Below are 17023 nucleotides of genomic sequence, written 5' to 3'. Positions count from 1 at the left end.
CTACTTTCTACCTGTCATCAGGTACTTATTTTGTGTTCAATTGGTTGAAGGCTGCAACAGCGTTAGCTTTCGCTACAAGGCCTGCAAGAAGGGCCAAACGGTTGTTTTTAACCGCCTCATCTTCTGCCATCACCATGGTATTATCAAAGAAAGCATCGATGACTGGGCTAAGAGAGAAAAGCTGTGCCAATTTGTCGCTAGCTGAACCTGTCAATTCCAGACTTTCTGCTGCTTGAGCCAAGGCTTTTTCTTGATCATTTTCAAAGAGATTGGCATCGACTGCTACTGAAGCATCTGCTTTTTCTGCCAAGTTGAAGGCACGAGAGAGAGACTCAACAGTCGCCTTGTAACCATCCGTTTTCGCGACTTCTGAAAGAGCTTCAGCTGCTTCCAGCATATCAGCCACGACAAAGTTTGAACCAGCAAGAACAGCTTCTTTGATATCTTTTGGTGTGCGTCCCATCATCTTGTCCACACGCGCTTTGATGAAGTTGAGCACTTCTGCTTGATTGTCATAAGAAAGGCTATCAAATGAAAGTCCGTAAAGGCTATCAATCAACTCATCCATAGGGATATGCCAACCAAAGGCATCCAAGATACGAACAATCCCTTGTGTTGCACGACGAAGCGCATATGGGTCATTGGAACCTGATGGAATCAAGCCAACTGAGAAGAAGGAAAGGAGGGTATCCAATTTATCTGCAAGGGCAAGAACGGCACCAACCTTAGTCTCTGGAAGGGCTCCGTCTGCTGAATCAGGAAGGTAGTGCTCACGGATAGCTGTCGCTACCGCAGCATTTTCACCAGCGAGGAGGGCGTATTTTTCACCCATGATTCCTTGCAATTCATCGAACTCTCCGACCATGCCCGTCAAGAGGTCAAATTTGTAAATTTCAGTTGCACGAGCGACGGTCGCCGTTTCTTCAGCAGTCAAACCAGCTTGCTCAGCCAATGACGCTGCAATAACACCAGCACGCGCCATGTGTTCTGAAAGAGAACCAATTTTTTCATGGAAGGTCACGTTCGCCAATTTAGCAACGAGGTCTTCAATCTTAAGTTTTTGGTCTTCACGCCAGAAGAATTCACCATCTTCAAGACGTGCCACCAATACTTTTTCATTTCCTCGGATAACATTTTCCAAGTGCTCAGCATTCCCATTACGAACTGAGATGAAGTTTGGTTTAAGCTGACCATCAAGGTCACGTACAACAAAGTAACGTTGGTGTGTTTCCATTGAGGTCACCAAGACTTCTTCTGGAACGTCCAAATATTTAGTGTCAAAACTTCCCATAAAGGCAGTTGGGTATTCGACCAAGTTCAAGACTTCATTCAAAAGTCCTTCTTCGATTTGAACTTGCACACCTTGTTCTGCTTCGATGGCCTTGATTTGCTCACGGATCATGTTTTCACGTTCTTTGCTATCCGCAATCACGTAAACCGTGCGAAGGTCTTCTTCATAAGAATCCGCATTGGTAATTTCTACTTCATGTCCAAGGAAACGGTGCCCACGACTCACACGACCCGACTTAATATCCAAGAAATCAAGGTCGAGTGCTTCGTCGCCCAAAAGAACGATCAAGGTGTGAACTGGGCGAATGTATTCAAAGGTGTTGTTAGCCCAGTGCATGCTAACAGGGAAGGTCAATGAAGCAAGCACCTCTGGAACGCCAGCCAAGACTTCTTTAGCTGGTTTTCCAGCTTCGTGCTTCGTAACATAAACGTACTCTTCACCCTTGACTTCACGGAATTCGATATCATCAACCGTCAAGCCTTTCCCACGGACGAATCCTTGAGCCGCTTTTGAGAAGTTTCCATCTGCATTCAAGGCGATTTTCTTAGAAGGTCCTTTAAAATCTTCAGTCAAATCCGATTGTTGATCTGCTAAACCAATCACACGGACAGCCAAACGGCGTGGTGTTGAGAAGGTTTGAATGCTTTCGTATGAAAGACGGTTGTCATCCAAGAAGGCTGCCATCTTCTCACCGAGTTGTTTTTCACTTGGTGTGACAACGTAGGCTGGCAACTCTTCAAGTCCAAGTTCTACTAATAAGTTTTTTGTCATGTTTTTTCTCCGAAAAATATCTTTTTTTCCAGTTTGCCTTATGTGATTGGCACGCAAGCAACCGACTTCGTCGTTTCATTGCTAAAATTGGAGCCTAAGGTCTCCAATTTTGCCTGGTATCGTTAGTTTCTCTAACGATACCTAAATCACAGTGGCAACTGGTTCTGTAGGGTTACTCTATTAACCTATCCTATCTAATACACTCTTTTTATTCTTCCTCTTCTGCTAGGAGTTTGGCGCGTGTGGCTTCGTCGAGAAGTGGATAACCAAGTTTTTTACGTTCTGCGACGAAGGTTTTGGCTACGACACGTGCCAAGTTACGGATGCGGGCGATGTAGCCAGCACGTTCTGTAACGGATACTGCTCCACGTGCATCTAGCAAGTTAAAGGTATGCGAACATTTCAAAACGTAGTCATAGGCTGGGTGAACAAGGCCCAATTCCAAAGCACGTCCTGCTTCTTTTTCAAATTTTTCGAAGTTTTCAAGAAGCATATCTTGATCAGAAACTTCAAAGCTGTATTTTGAGTGTTCATATTCTGGTTGAAGGAAGATTTCTCCGTATTTAACGCCTGGAGCCCACTCAATATCGTAAACAGAATCTACTTCTTGGATGTAAGAAGCCAAACGTTCCAATCCATAAGTGACCTCAGAAGTTACTGGGCCAGTTGCCAACCCACCAACTTGTTGGAAGTAGGTGAACTGAGTGATTTCCATACCATCCAACCAAACTTCCCAACCTAGACCAGCTGAACCAGTCGATGGGTTTTCCCAGTTATCTTCAACGAAACGGATATCGTGCTCCAAAGGATTGATCCCCAATTTTTCCAATGACTCAAGGTAGAGTTCTTGGATGTTTGATGGTGATGGTTTCATGACCACTTGGAATTGGTGGTGTTGGTAAAGACGGTTTGGGTTTTCCCCGTAACGACCGTCCGCTGGACGACGAGATGGCTCTACATAAGCCGCATTCCATGGCTCAGGACCAATGGCACGGAGGAAAGTATATGGACTCATTGTTCCCGCACCTTTTTCATTATCATAAGCCTGCATGAGCATACAACCCTGGTCATTCCAGTATTGTTGCAAAGTCAAAATAATTTCTTGAAATGTTAATTTCTTAGACATTAAATACTCCTTGATTTAAATGATTTCTTGCGACACGAGTCTGCCTCGTTGATCATACGAGGCAAGACGAGTTAGTACTGCGTTTAGCTCAGGCACCCTAGTGCTGAGCGTGGGGCAGTCCGACTGTATGGAGGTCTCTGCCACTAACGCAGTGAAAGGTTAGTTTTTTAGACATTGCATACTCCTTTTTCATAAAGTTTCTTGTGACTCAGGATACAAAAAGAACCGTGTCTTCGCTCCTAAGTCTGTGACCTAGGGGCGTCAGAAACGCGGTTCCACCCTAATTTATTACTTCATTTTATCTTACTTTACTCAGCTTTTTACTGAGAGAAAGCGCCACTTGCTTACTTTGCTCTACTTGGCTCTCACTATCCCAAGCTCGCTAGAAAAACACCGTAAGCCCTTCTTTCTTGACTAGTATTATAGCAAATTTTTAATGACTTGTAAATTAAAATCCGCATGAGACAATCGTTTCATACGGATTTTAGGCTAACAAACTATTTTGTTTTGCTTATGGACGACTTACAGCTTTTGGTTTTTTACTGGGTAAAGATTTCTGAAATATAAAGACCAAAGTTCAAGAAGTTGATATCTTTTGTTTTATCAAAGGATTTTAAAAAACCGAGAACAAAACTGTCCTCGATTTTCATTAATAAATAGAAATTCTCTTTTAAAAATCTTTGGTGTCCGGATCTGGTGCACCTGCTTCAACCGGAAGATGGCGAAGGAGTTCCATATCATCTGCCGTCAATTCAAAATCAAAGCAATTTAGATTACTTGCAATCCGCTCAGGTGTAACCGATTTTGGCAGTGGAAGGAAACCTTCTTGTAAACTCCAAGCCAGGGCTAGTTGAGCGACGGTCTTTCCATATTTAGTAGCCATTTCTTTTACTTGTTCATTTTGGAACAATTCTCCTTGGCCAAAAGGTCCCCAAGCCTCTAGTAAAATGCCATGCTTGCGACTCGCTGCGATGGCTTCGCTTTGGTACACCCCAGGTGCTAGACGAATTTGGTTCACAGCCGGAATGACCCGAGCTGTTTCAAGGAGGGCTTCCAAATGATGAGGCAGAAAATTGCTAATACCAATAGCTCGAACCTTGCCAGCAGCTAGCATATCTTCCATTGCTCGCCAAACCTCAGCATTCCGTTCTTTCCAAGCATCATTTTCTCGAAGGGGCTTTGGATTTGGCCAATGAATCAAATAAAGATCGACATAGTCCAAGCCCAGTTTCTCAAGAGACTCGTCCAAAGCAACTTGAGCATCTTCATAGGTGTGATGAGTATTCCAAAGTTTGGTGGTAATAAACAGGTCCTCGCGCGCAAGACCACTATCCTTGATAGCCCGACCAACACTCTCTTCATTTTGATAAATCGCAGCTGTATCGATATGGCGATAACCTGCTTTTAAAGCGACTAAAACAGCTTGATAGGCTTCTTCTCCATCCGTCGCTTTCCAAGTTCCAAATCCCAATACAGGAATCTCCACCCCATTATTTAAACGATAATGATTCATTTTTTCTTTCCTTTCTTCGATTTCGGTTTCTTAGGCCCTCGAAGCTTGAGCTCTGGCTTAAAAATATTCTTCTTGGTTGGCTCCATCTTCTTGCTATAAAAACTATAGAGTAAAAATGCCCCACCAACAATCACAATAAAGATATTTTTTCTAACAATCCCATATAGCAAGAAAAAAATTCCCATCAATAAAAAACGTATATCAATCGCCTTCATAAGCTACCTCACATTTCAATTCCCATTATAGCATGAAAAGGCAGCATTCACAAAATTGTACTACCATTGGTAAACAAAAAGACCCTCCAGACTGTTTAACTCCCATGAATACCTCACAAAAACCTCTCTAGGTATGACCTAGAGAGGAATTGTTCGTTCTTTAATTTTTGAATCTAGTTGGCAGCTTGGTAACGTTTGACCCCATCAAGATAGGTCGCAACCAGATCCAAATTTTGGTCAAGTACGATGAAGTCCGCATCATATCCTTCACGGATTTGACCACAAACATCATCAATATGGACTGATTTTGCCGGATTGAGGCTGGCCATCATCACTGCCTCATAAGGGTTGGCAATCCCCCACTCTACAACATTTTTTAATCCATCTTTCAATTTCAAGATTGAGCCAGCTAGATTACCAGTTGATTTCAAGCGAGCAGTCCCTTCAGCAACCACAACTGGGAATTCCCCAAGCATGTAGTCCCCATCTTCTAAGCCCCCGGCTGTCATACAGTCAGTTATCAAGGCAACATTTTCTTTCCCTTTTTGTTTCATCAGGATATCACACGCTAGAGGATCAACGTGATGGCCATCACAGATCAACTCTGCTGTAGTATGAGGCAACTCATACATGGCACCAACCATACCGAGTTCACGGTGCGTCAAACCACGCATACCATTGTAGGCATGCACCCAGACACTCGCACCTGCATCTACCGCTTTTTTAGCTTCTTCAAAAGTTGCATTGGAGTGTCCAAGGGCGACTGTCACTCCTTCTCCTGTAATGGTCCGAACAAATTCTTCTACCCCTTCACGCTCGGGAGCAAGGGCAATCTTATTCAACAGACCATTGGCAGCTTTTTGCCAAGCCCGAAATTCTTCCATACTTGGATCCTTCATATAAGCTGGGTTTTGAGCTCCCTTGTATTTTTCTGTAAAATAAGGGCCTTCAAAATAAATCCCGCGAATCTTGGCTCCTGTTGCTTCTTTGTATCGTTCACCGATATTTTCAGTTACTGCCAAAAGTTGTTCGTAAGAGGAAGTCAAGGTCGTAGGCAAAAAGCTCGTAACCCCTGTACTCAAGAGACCTTCACTCATGGTATAGAGAGTGCCTTCAATATTATTATCCATCACATCTACCCCACCAAAACCGTGAATATGGGTATCTACGAGACCTGGCGCAATGCTGTAACCAGAATAATCCAGTACATTCGCACCTTCTGGTATGCTTTCCACATGTTTTCCAAACTTGCCATCAACAAGCTCCAAATAACCTCCGCGGCGAACCCCATGTGGGTAATAAAATTGATCTGCTTTAATATATGTAGACATAAAATCGTCCTTTCCATTGTAGAAACAAACGTTCCTTTTTTATTCATACATATTATAACGCTTTCAGTTTCATTTGTAAATGGTATAGACCTATTTTTGGATAGAATCCAATAAAAACAGAGCAAGCTTCCTACTTACTCTGTTTGACGTTCCTTAAATTTGCTCGATTTGTACTTTTTCAGCTATATTCAGGGCATGGTCCGCGACACGTGTATAGTGAGAAATGATATCAATAAAGTTCACTCCGGCTTGAGGTGTACATTCACCTTGGTTCAAACGACGTATATGAGTTTTCCGTAGTCTTTTCTCCAAGTTTTCAATTGTCTCATGTCGCGCTACCAGTTGGTTTGCAAGCGTTACATCATTATTCTCAACAGCCTTTAAGGCATCTTCAACAAATTGATGGGTTTGGTTATAAATATCTTCCAATTCAGCCAAAGCTGCTTCTGAAAAAACAACTTTCTTACGAATTAAATAATCGGTCAGATTGATCAAGGATTCCGCGTGATCTCCAATCCGCTCCAAATCCCGTGAGGAATCCAAGATATTGGTGAGAATTTCACTCTCTCTCGGACTCAAGGCTTCACTCGACAAACGAATCAAGTAGCGAGTCAAATCGTCATCAATGGTATTAATGGCTTCTTCTGTCTTATGTCCCTTTTCAGCTGTTTTTTCATTTTGATGAAGGATATAATCATAAGAAAGGCTAAAGGCTTTATCTGCATACCCACCTAAATGAAGCAACTCTTTTTTCGCATTTCCAAGAGCAATCGAAGGCGCTTGAGTGATCAAGTTTTCATCCAAGTAGAGCGGCTCATATTTGACAACCTCATCCTCACCAGGAATCAGTTTGGTTACAAAGTATGCCAAAGCTCCAATGAATGGGAATTGAATGATGGTATTGGTCACGTTGAAAGCTCCGTGAGAAAAAGCAATGGTCATTTCTGGTGACAAATGCAAGAGCCCTTGGAAGTATTCAATCATGGCTGTAAAAGGTGTTAATAAGATCAAACAAAGGATTGTACCGATCAAGTTAAAGAGCACGTGGGTTGCTGCAACACGCTTAGCAGAAACATTTGCCCCCATCGCTGCAATAATAACTGTCAAGGTTGTTCCGATGTTGTCCCCAAAAAGAATGGGTAAAGAACCGCGAAGATCTAAGAAACCACCTGAATACAAACCTTGTAGAATCCCAATGGTAGCTGAAGAAGCTTGAATCAAAACGGTGATGATGGCTCCTGCTAAAACACCCAGAATTGGATTTTTTCCAAGGGTGATCATGTACTGACTAAATTCTGGCAATTCTTTTAAAGGGCTCATTCCCGCACTAATCAGGTTTAAAGCGTAGAAAATTCCTCCAACTCCAAAGAGAATCCGACCAATATTGTTGGCCATTCGATTCTTGGTAAAGAAAAGTAAGACCGTTCCAAGAAACATAATTGGAAGGGCATAAGTCCCCAGTTTAAACCCAATAATGAACGAGGTGACCGTAGTCCCGATATTAGCCCCCATGATGATCCCAATGGCTTGACGCAGGGTCAAGAGACCTGCACTGACCAGACCAACGGTAATCACCGTTACCCCCGTACTAGACTGAATAAGGGCTGTCACAACAATCCCTACTAAGACTCCAAGAAAGGGATTGCTGGTATATTTATCAATATAGTAGCGAAGACGGTCCCCTGCTGCTTGTTGCAGCCCTTCTCCCATGGTTTTAATACTATAGAGAAAGAGACCCAACCCTCCCAAAAAGTTAAACAAAATTTCCTGCCAGTTAATGGACATGATCATTCCTCCAAATATGAGATCAAAAATAAAACTCCTCTCCTATTGTAAAGGATAATTTCCAATCACACAAGAGATTTCTGTAAATTTCTATTATTTTTTGAAACCGTTTTTTTCTTTCTGTTTTATTTTCCTCATTTTAAAAAGCAAAAAAAGAGGGTGGAAAATTTCCAACCTCTCTAGTCTTTGTTCAAATTGCGCAACATCTCATCGATCTTGTTACCGTATTCGATGGATTCGTCTTTCACAAAAGTAAGATCTGGAATCTTGTATAATTTCAGATTCCGACCTAATTCACGCTTGATGGTTCCTGTTGCTTTTTCAAGGCCTGTCTGAGCCTTTTGATTGTCTGAAGCCAAATCACTCATAATTGAATAATACACTTTGGCCATAGACAAATCACCTAGCATTTGAACATCCGTAATGGTGACGCCTTGAACACGCGGGTCACGGACTTTCTTTTGTAAAATCTCGTTGACTTCACGCTTGATTTCCATCCCTACTCGGTCTGTCCGAAAATGACTTGCCATAGGAACTCCTTTCTGCTTTATGTTTTAAAAACTAGAAAATCAGAGGGATCCCCTCTTTTTTCCTAGTCAACCTCTTATTTTTTAATTTCTTCCATGATGTAGGCTTCGATGGTATCATCTGTCTTGATATCATTGTATCCTTCGATCATCAATCCACCTTCACGACCATTTGTAATCTCTTTAACATCATCTTTGAAGTGTTTCAAGCTTGCAAGAGAACCGTCATAGATCACGACACCGTCACGAATGACACGGACTTTGGAATCACGTGTAACCTTACCACTAAGGACCATAAATCCACCGATGGTACCCACTTTAGAGACTTTAAAGGTTTCACGAATAACTGCTTCCCCGATGACTTTCTCTTCGAACTCAGGATCCAACATTCCCTTCATGGCATCTTCCATTTCTTCAATCACTTTGTAGATAATTGAGTGAAGACGGATTTCTACCTCATCAGCTTCAGCTTGTTGACGTGCTTGTGGGGTAGGTCGGACGTTAAATCCGATGATGAAGGCATTTGAAGCTTCTGCAAGGGTCACGTCTGATTCGTTGATGGCACCAACCGCTGAGTGAACGATGGTCACTTTCACACCTTCTACTTCAATCTTTTGAAGGGAAGCAGCAAGGGCTTCAACCGAACCTTGGACATCGGCTTTAATGATGACATTAACAGATTTCACTTCCCCAGCCTTCAAGGTATCAAAGAGGTTTTCAAGGCTGACGCGGTTGGTTGCTTGACGTTGTTTCATCAGAGCACGTTTGGCACGTTCTTCACCCACGCGCAGATTTCTCATCTTCATATACTGCGAAGTGGTCACCCGCCATTGGCGCTTCGTTCAAACCAGTGATAGAAACCGGAGTAGATGGTCCTGCTACCTTCACACGACGTCCCAGGTCATTGGTCATGGCACGGACACGTCCAAAGGTATTTCCGACAACGATTGGGTCTTGGACATTCAAGGTACCTTGTTGAACAAGGAGGGTTGCCACCGCACCTTTTCCTTTATCCAAACGCGCTTCGATAACGGTACCGATGGCACGAACAGTTGGATCTGCCTTGAGTTCTTGGATTTCGGCCACAAGAAGGACAGTTTCCAACAACTCATCGATGTTTTGGTTGAACTTGGCTGAGATTTCTACAAACTCAGAATCTCCACCCCAAGCAGTTGACATCACACCGTGTTCAGCCAATTCACCGATTACACGCTCTGGATTGGCACCTGGTTTATCAATCTTGTTGATGGCCACAATGATTGGAACATTGGCAGCTTTTGAGTGGTTGATAGCTTCGATAGTTTGAGGCATAACCCCGTCATCTGCCGCTACGACCAAAATGGTAATATCAGTAACAGAGGCACCACGCGCCCGCATAGAAGTAAAGGCCGCGTGTCCAGGTGTATCCAAGAAGGTAATCTTCTTGCCATTTTCAACGATTTGGTAGGCACCGATATGCTGAGTGATCCCACCAGCTTCACCTGTCGCCACACGGGAGTTACGAAGGGTATCCAAAAGGGTTGTCTTACCATGGTCAACGTGTCCCATGATGGTGACAACTGGTGGGCGTTCTACCAACTCATCCGGATTCAAGTAACCATCTTCAACGAAGAAGCGTTCGATATCGGCATTGTCCACTTCAACCTTTTTCTTGGCTTCAATTCCATAATCCACCATCAAGAGTTCAATCGTATCTCCATCCAGCGATTGGTTTTGAGTCGCCATGACTCCCATCATAAAGAGTTTCTTGACGATTTCAGCAGGTTCACGCTTGATCCGTTTTGCGATTTCTGCAACCGTCATTCCATCCGTATACTCAAATTCACTTGGTAATTCATGGAATTTACGCTCTGTTACTGGTTTTGGAGCATCATTACGGTTGTTCTTTCCTTTTTTATTCTTCTTACTGTTATTCCAGTTACTATTTTTCTGATTTCTCACTTGATTTTGACTATTTCGATTCCTTTGTTGTTTTCTTGGACCATCTTCTTCACGATCAAAATCATCGCGTTTCTTATCTGGTCGCGCTTGTTTCTTCCGACGTGTATCGACTTGAGCTGGAGTAGCGGCAACAACTGGTTTTGTATGGTTCTCAACAGCTGGCTCCTGTACAAGTGCGTTCACTTCTGGTGCTTCTACCCGTTTCCGGCGCTGTTGACGTTCTTGTTCTGCTTTTGCAGCTTGTTGTTTGTAGCGATCTTCACTTCCACGTGCGTACTCAGCATGTTGTTCAGCTTTCAGTGCTGCTGCACGCGCTTTGAAATCAACTTTTGGTGCCACTTGGGGTTGTTCACCACGTCTTTGATCTGGTCGGTTATTGCGACGATCAGATCCTTGATTTCGTTGTTCATTTCGCTCTTGTGGTCGTTGATTTCGATTGTCACCATTTCGCTGATTGTCCTTGCGATCGCGTTTTGGACGGTTATCTTGTTGTTTTCTGCGTTCAGCTTGCTCTTTTGCACGTGCTTCTCGTTCCGCTTTAAAGTTACGACTCTTTGGTTTAACAGCTGGTGTTACTGATTTTGTCTCAGTTGCCTCTTCTTTTTTGACGGGTGCTGCTTCTTTTTTCTCTGCGACAGCCGTTGTCTTGGCAGCCACTTCTGCTACTTTCTTTTCGACTGTTTCCTTTTTCGCTGCAAAGCTCTTGATCAGCTTTTCAGCAACATCAGTATCGACACTAGATGCATGACTCTTGACGTCAAAACCTAATTCTTTCGCACGAGTGACGACTTCCTTACTTTCCTTGCCCAATTCTTTGGCAATTTCGTATAATCTTTTCTTAGACAATTGCTGTCCTCCTCTTCTATTCCATAAGAGACCTCATTTTCTTTGAAAATCCAGCATCTACAACGGCGACGACCTTACGGGCACGTCCGATTGCAGTGCTTAATTCTAGTGTTGAAAACACGGTAGATACTTGAACCTCATAATAGCGACCCTTATCTGTCACCTTTTTTGTCAGGTTACTAGCTGCATCATTTGCCAGAAAAACTAATTTTGCTTTTTCTTCCTGGATTGCTTTGATCACGAGTTCTTCTCCAGAAATGAGTTTTCCTGCTCTTTGCGCCAAGCCCAACAAATTACTTATCTTTTGCTTATTCAAGGCCTAACTCTCTTCTCTTCACCTTATGATCTACATAAGCGATCAATTCATCATAGAAAGCTTCTTCCACTTCCATATTAAAGCTACGATTAAAAACTTTCTTTTTCTTAGCAAGTGTCGCTTCTTCATTGTCTAGCTTGATGTAAGCACCTCGACCATTGGCTTTGCCAGTTGGATCGATAAAGACTTGTCCTTCTTTATTTTTGACAATGCGGAGCAAATCGCGCTTATCAATAATTTCATTTGAAACGACAGATTTTCTTAAAGGGATTTTTCTTGTTTTTACCATTTTCCCTTCCTCTCTTAATCGACTTGCTCTTGACTACTTTCTACTTGGTCTTCAAAAGTTTCTTGAGCTACTTCCATTTCTTCGAACTCACTATCAGATTTGATGTCGATGCGGTAACCGGTCAAATGAGCAGCCAAACGAACGTTTTGACCACGACGACCGATGGCAAGAGATAATTTATTATCTGGTACCACAACGAGAGCATGTTTGCTATCTTCGTCATCAAAAATAACTTGGTCCACTTCTGCAGGAGCGATCGCATTGTAGATGAATTCAGCTGGATCTGGAACCCACTCGATGACATCGATATTTTCTTCTGTCGGAACCATGCGGTCTAATTTTTGATCGTATCGAGCTGGGTGGAACTTGCTAGTAATCTTTTTAATATTCGATCCACCACGACCAACGATAGTCCCAATCGCATCTACATTTGGATTATGGCTACGGACTGCAACTTTTGTACGGTCTCCAGCTTCACGCGCTACACTCATAATCTCAACAGTTCCATCATAAACTTCAGGAATTTCTTGTTCCATCAAACGTTTGATCATTTCAGGATGGCTTCGACTAACAAAGACATTGACACCACGTGGATTATCTTCTACCTTGTAGACAAAAACTTCGATCCGGTCATGAGATTGGAATACCTCACCCGGGATTTGGTCTTGCTTAGACAATTGTGCTTCGATCGAACCAAGATTAACATAGATAAAACGATTATCAAAGCGCTCCACCGTTCCACTCATGATTTCATTTTCATGCTCTTTATAAGTGTTATATGTGATGGTGCGCGTTTGCTTCCGCATTTTTTCCATGATCGTTTGTTTGGCGACTTGAGTCGCTACGCGACCAAATTCAGCTGGTGCTTCTTCAAACTTGATCTTGTCTCCCAACTCATAAGCAGAGCTAATGGTCAAGGCATCCTTCAAGCTGATTTCTAAACGGCTATCAAAGACTTCATCTACTACTTCACGAACCGTATAAACACGGAAATCTCCAGTTTTTTCATTGAATTCAATCGCTGCACTTTCTGATTGTCCATAACGACGGCGATAAGCTGAACGCAATGATTCTGTGACTGCTTCGATGATATCTTCTTTTTTGATCCCTTTGTCTTCTTCCAAAATGCGGAAGGCTTCTAGCATTTCTTTAGTCATGTTATTTTTGCCTCTTCTATAAAGGCATCCTTTCTTTCATTCTGTTACAATTTTACGGCCAACCTTGCTTTGGACACAAGGTTATAAGGAATATCCACTGTTTTCTTCCGTGTTTTATCCATGTACTCAATGGTTAAAACATCCTCTTCAAAACCTACCAGGTTTCCCTCAAAGACTTTTTGCTTTTCAACAGCCTTGTATAAGCTGATATTGACATACTTGCCAACAGCTCCCTCGAGTGCTTCCTTGGTTTTCAAAGGTCTCTCCAAGCCAGGACTGGTGACTTCTAAAAAGTATTGTTCTGGAAATGGGTCTGGTTTGATTTGGTCCAATAGCGGGCTAATGATTTCTGTCAAATCCGCTGTATCATTCAGTGTGATTCCTTCTGGTTTGTCTACGAAAATGCTTAAGACGTAGTCACCACCCATTTTGCCATATTCAACATCAACCAATTCAAATGGTTCCTTTATAGCTGGCTGAATCACTTCTGTTACTAAGTCAACAATTGTTGCGATGGTTGCCACCTCCTCATAGATAAGAGGCGAAGATATTTCCCCGCCTCTCCTTTTCTATTCATTTTATGTATTATAGCACGATTCCCCAATGATTGCAAGGAATATGCTAAAACTGTGCTTCAACACGGTAAATGACCTGTCCTTTACTTGAGAACTTTTTCTCATATTCCGTCATGATATTCCCCTCAAAATCACTAGCATGAAGGTCTAGCCAGACTCCCTTCAAAGTCATACCATACTGTGAAAAGCTCACCAAACTGTATTCAAACAGACCTCGATTATCTGTTTTAAAGTGAATCTCCCCATGTTCTGGAAGAATTTGCTTAAAGGTATCCAAGAAGGTCTTGTAAGTCAAGCGACGTTTCTCATGACGTTTCTTTGGCCATGGATCTGAAAAATTCAGATAGAGTTGATCGATTTCTCCATCTTCAAAACAGTTGGTCAAGCTATCCCCGTCTACCCAAAGCAATTTAATGTTAGGAACATCAGCTTCTAAGACCTTATCTAAAGCATAACTCAAGACCGATTTTTGAATATCAATTCCAATGTAGTTGATCTCTGGATTGGCCTTGGCCATCCCAGTAATAAAAGCTCCTTTTCCACTTCCCACTTCAATATGGATTGGATGATCATTCCCGAAAATCTCATGCCACTTTCCCTTGGCATCTTCAGGTTTTAGAACCACATATTGCGGGTTCGCTTCTAATAATTCAGTCGCTCCCTTGCGATTTCTAACTCTCATATTTCCTTTCCATATTTCAACCGGAAATTGCGCAGAGCATAGATCTCGCGATTGACATTTTCTAAATCATTATTTTCATAGTATTTAGCAATTTGGCACAAGAAAGAGTATTGACCAAACCAATAGAGTTTATCAAATACTTTTTGATTGTACTTGTAGCCATAATAGCCTAACCAATCGCGCCAATTAGAATCTGGGATATAGTGACTCAAGATATGCGCCACATCCAACATCCGGTCTGTCAAACGAACAGAGTCCCAATCGACTAGATAAATCAAGCCGCTCTCTGTCTCAATCCAGTTACTATGACGGACATCTCCGTGGACGATCGTCGCATAATCCTCCCGAAAGGCAGGCACTGTCTTACGTAAATTCTTTACGACTGATTGGATATAGTGGTTCTGACGTAGGGCAATTGGCAACCGGTTGCTCCAAGAATTGAGCAATTCTAATGGAGATTCCACAGGATAGCCAAGTTTTTTCAATTGGGTCATCAAAGGTCTAGAACGGTGCAATCTCGTTAAAATATTGACGACTTGTTTTTTCGACATCCCATTAGGCGTGAGAATTTCCCCGTTCAACCATTCCTGGGCACTCATCACATTTCCATCTGGCAAGCGTCGACTCCATAACAATTGAGGAGCAATCTGTTCTTTTGCTAGACCCGCAAGGATTGGGGTCGTATTCATTTTTACAAAAACGCGCCCACCATCTGGGTAGGTCCCCATGTAGGCCTTCCCACTCTTCCCAGGAATTGGGGTGAGGCTTAGCTCTTTTTCATTCGAGTCCATCTTTTCCTCCGTAAAAAGTTTCCAATCTATTTTACTAATTTTAACGACTTTCGTCAACCAAGCGCGCCATCTTAAATGGAAGATAGAGTAGGATTAAAGCAACTGTATAAGCCAATAAGCCTAACAACAGGACTTTATCTGAAATAAAGACCAGGCCAATTCCCCCTTCTATCACCGTTATCATCCCCATGACCAGCTGAATCGTTTTGTTCAACCCTGCCTTTTTACTGCCCTTTTTCATCGGGAAAAGGAGGGTCAACGGTTGGTAATCAAAAGCACTGTAAAGCCCCAGTAATTGAAAAATAACCAAGTAATTGAGCAAGGCTACAAGGGCAATCACTACGAGGGGTTGAGGAATAAAGATGATAGCGAGAATGGAAAGAGCCAAGAGTCGGAGAGTCATAGAGAAAAGATCCCCATTCCGTAGGAAGGAGCGCATATACAAGTGAAACCAAGTATTGCCATGTGTTTTGGGAAGAAGCCCCAAGAAACCATCCAAGTAAGCTCTTCTTTTGACACTGTTGGTAATGCCTTTCACCGTTGTAAACAAGGCAAAGAAACGAAGGATCAATTGTTTCCTTGCATTCTCACGAGCAATGGCCAAGGTCCAATTCAAATTTCCATCCTGGTAGAAGCGGGCTTCCTTCCAACTAAAAACAGCCCCTTTAGCCAACCCTAAGACAAGGATATAAGCTACTATAGCAAATTTATTCATCCCCGTTGCCAGAAGAAGAGGCACAAATAATAGAAGAACAAAACTTTGAATCAAAAACCAAAAGACAAAAGACCTCTTAGCCTGCCCTTTAATATAACTTTTCACTTCCTCTTCCTTTACTAAAAGGAATAAAGCATCGGGCTTCTCTAAGTAAGTCGCAATGGAGCCTATCGGAACCAAGAGGAGCAAACCAATCATGAGACTCCAGCGGATCAGGCTTGTATCTTTGGGTAGATCTTGCAAGAATTGGCTGTATTGAACCGCCAAAAATCCTATGAAAATTAGCATAAAGAGGACGAAATGATCATTGAGAACATAGCGGCTATATTTTACACATTGAGTTCGAAACGTTTCTTGCCGTTTTTTCATCAACTCTTTCATGCTGTTTCCTCTTCTGTCAAGGTCATGTAGATATCATTTAGACTTGCTTTCTCATCCCCAAAAGTTGAACGCAACTCATCCAGGCTCCCTTGTGCTCGGATTTGACCCTTATGGAGGATCACAAAACCATCACACATCTTTTCAGCCGAATCAAGAACGTGGGTACTCATCAAAATCGATTTTCCTTTTGCTTTCTCATCTGCCAATAACTGAATCAAATCTGCAATCGCAACAGGATCCAATCCCAAAAAGGGTTCATCGACAATATAAAGACTTGGATCCACTGCATAGGCGCAAATAATCATGACCTTTTGCTTCATCCCTTTTGAAAACTGGGTAGGGAACCAATCTAATTTTTCAGCCAAACGGAATCGTTCCAACAAAGGCTGGACGCGCACCATGACTTGATCCATGTCTAAATCATAGGCCATAGCTACGGTCTCGATATGCTCTCGCAAGGTTAATTCTTCATATAGACTAGGGGTTTCTGGAATATAACCAATTTTCTTGCGGTATTCCGTTGGAGCTTCTGGCAAACTTAGGCCGTCAATCCGTACTTCCCCAGCATAAGGATGCAGCAGACCAATAATTTCATTAATCGTGGTTGACTTCCCAGCTCCATTTAGTCCAATCAAACCAATCAATTGGCCATCCGGAACTGAAAAACTCACCTCTTTCAGGACAGGGATGTTGACATAGCCCCCTGTCAACTTGTTGATTTCTAACATATTTTCTCCGATTTCTGGTATAATGTTCTTATATTATAACAAA

The 17023-nt window shown here is 42.5% G+C and carries 15 protein-coding genes and 1 pseudogene; all 16 read right to left on the bottom strand.

The genetic code is table 11. The features are described 5' to 3' along the window. Window positions 1-25 precede the first annotated feature (25 nt). Complete coding sequence (gene glyS / locus AB4X21_RS02835) at window positions 26-2062, bottom strand: glycine--tRNA ligase subunit beta (protein WP_369088152.1); 2037 nt, start codon at window positions 2060-2062, stop codon at window positions 26-28. A 208-nt stretch (window positions 2063-2270) separates the two neighbouring features. Further along, window positions 2271-3188 (bottom strand): glycine--tRNA ligase subunit alpha, encoded by a 918-nt coding sequence (glyQ, locus tag AB4X21_RS02830; RefSeq protein ID WP_002886077.1) that lies wholly within the window; start codon window positions 3186-3188, stop codon window positions 2271-2273. 670 nt (window positions 3189-3858) lie between these two features. Further along, window positions 3859-4701: an aldo/keto reductase gene (locus AB4X21_RS02825; protein ID WP_369088151.1), complete on the bottom strand. Its 843-nt coding sequence runs from the start codon at window positions 4699-4701 to the stop codon at window positions 3859-3861. Further along, window positions 4698-4916, bottom strand: coding sequence for a hypothetical protein (locus tag AB4X21_RS02820; RefSeq protein ID WP_003018530.1), 219 nt, complete (start codon window positions 4914-4916; stop codon window positions 4698-4700). Before AB4X21_RS02820 ends, AB4X21_RS02825 begins: the two co-directional genes overlap by 4 nt. A gap of 173 nt (window positions 4917-5089) precedes the next feature. Next, window positions 5090-6247 carry an N-acetylglucosamine-6-phosphate deacetylase gene (gene nagA / locus AB4X21_RS02815; RefSeq protein ID WP_369088150.1) on the bottom strand — a complete coding sequence of 386 codons (1158 nt, stop codon included), beginning with the start codon at window positions 6245-6247 and terminating at the stop codon, window positions 5090-5092. Window positions 6248-6400: 153 nt separating this feature from the next. Then, entirely contained in the window at window positions 6401-8032 is a 1632-nt protein-coding gene (locus AB4X21_RS02810) for a Na/Pi cotransporter family protein (protein ID WP_369088149.1), read from the bottom strand. A gap of 179 nt (window positions 8033-8211) precedes the next feature. Continuing rightward, complete coding sequence (gene rbfA / locus AB4X21_RS02805) at window positions 8212-8562, bottom strand: 30S ribosome-binding factor RbfA (RefSeq protein WP_003003976.1); 351 nt, start codon at window positions 8560-8562, stop codon at window positions 8212-8214. Window positions 8563-8636: 74 nt separating this feature from the next. Beyond that, window positions 8637-11346: pseudogene (gene infB, locus AB4X21_RS02800) on the bottom strand (translation initiation factor IF-2). A gap of 16 nt (window positions 11347-11362) precedes the next feature. After that, window positions 11363-11662: a YlxQ-related RNA-binding protein gene (locus AB4X21_RS02795; protein WP_003003969.1), complete on the bottom strand. Its 300-nt coding sequence runs from the start codon at window positions 11660-11662 to the stop codon at window positions 11363-11365. After that, window positions 11655-11951: an RNase P modulator RnpM gene (rnpM, locus tag AB4X21_RS02790; RefSeq protein WP_003003906.1), complete on the bottom strand. Its 297-nt coding sequence runs from the start codon at window positions 11949-11951 to the stop codon at window positions 11655-11657. The genes AB4X21_RS02795 and rnpM overlap by 8 nt, the downstream gene beginning before the upstream one ends. Before the next feature lie 14 nt (window positions 11952-11965). Further along, the gene (gene nusA, locus AB4X21_RS02785; protein WP_369088148.1) at window positions 11966-13108 is read right to left on the bottom strand and encodes a transcription termination factor NusA; all 1143 of its coding nucleotides are present in this window, start codon (window positions 13106-13108) and stop codon (window positions 11966-11968) included. A gap of 44 nt (window positions 13109-13152) precedes the next feature. Then, on the bottom strand, window positions 13153-13632 hold the full coding sequence (gene rimP / locus AB4X21_RS02780) for a ribosome maturation factor RimP (RefSeq protein ID WP_003003953.1): 480 nt from the start codon (window positions 13630-13632) through the stop codon (window positions 13153-13155). A gap of 97 nt (window positions 13633-13729) precedes the next feature. Then, a complete protein-coding gene (gene trmB, locus AB4X21_RS02775; protein WP_369088147.1) occupies window positions 13730-14365 on the bottom strand; it encodes a tRNA (guanosine(46)-N7)-methyltransferase TrmB in 636 nt (211 codons plus the stop codon). Next, entirely contained in the window at window positions 14362-15156 is a 795-nt protein-coding gene (ccrZ, locus tag AB4X21_RS02770) for a cell cycle regulator CcrZ (protein WP_003003852.1), read from the bottom strand. The genes trmB and ccrZ overlap by 4 nt, the downstream gene beginning before the upstream one ends. Before the next feature lie 40 nt (window positions 15157-15196). After that, complete coding sequence (locus AB4X21_RS02765) at window positions 15197-16252, bottom strand: ABC transporter permease (RefSeq protein ID WP_369088146.1); 1056 nt, start codon at window positions 16250-16252, stop codon at window positions 15197-15199. Next, window positions 16249-16980 (bottom strand): ABC transporter ATP-binding protein, encoded by a 732-nt coding sequence (locus tag AB4X21_RS02760; RefSeq protein WP_003003794.1) that lies wholly within the window; start codon window positions 16978-16980, stop codon window positions 16249-16251. The genes AB4X21_RS02765 and AB4X21_RS02760 overlap by 4 nt, the downstream gene beginning before the upstream one ends. Window positions 16981-17023 lie beyond the last annotated feature (43 nt).

The organism is Streptococcus sp. CP1998 (assembly GCF_041026655.1).
In the GTDB taxonomy this organism is placed as follows: Bacteria; Bacillota; Bacilli; order Lactobacillales; family Streptococcaceae; genus Streptococcus; species Streptococcus dentalis.
The sequence above is the reverse complement of the archived record's forward strand: the minus strand, read 5'-3'. Positions and strand labels throughout refer to the sequence as shown.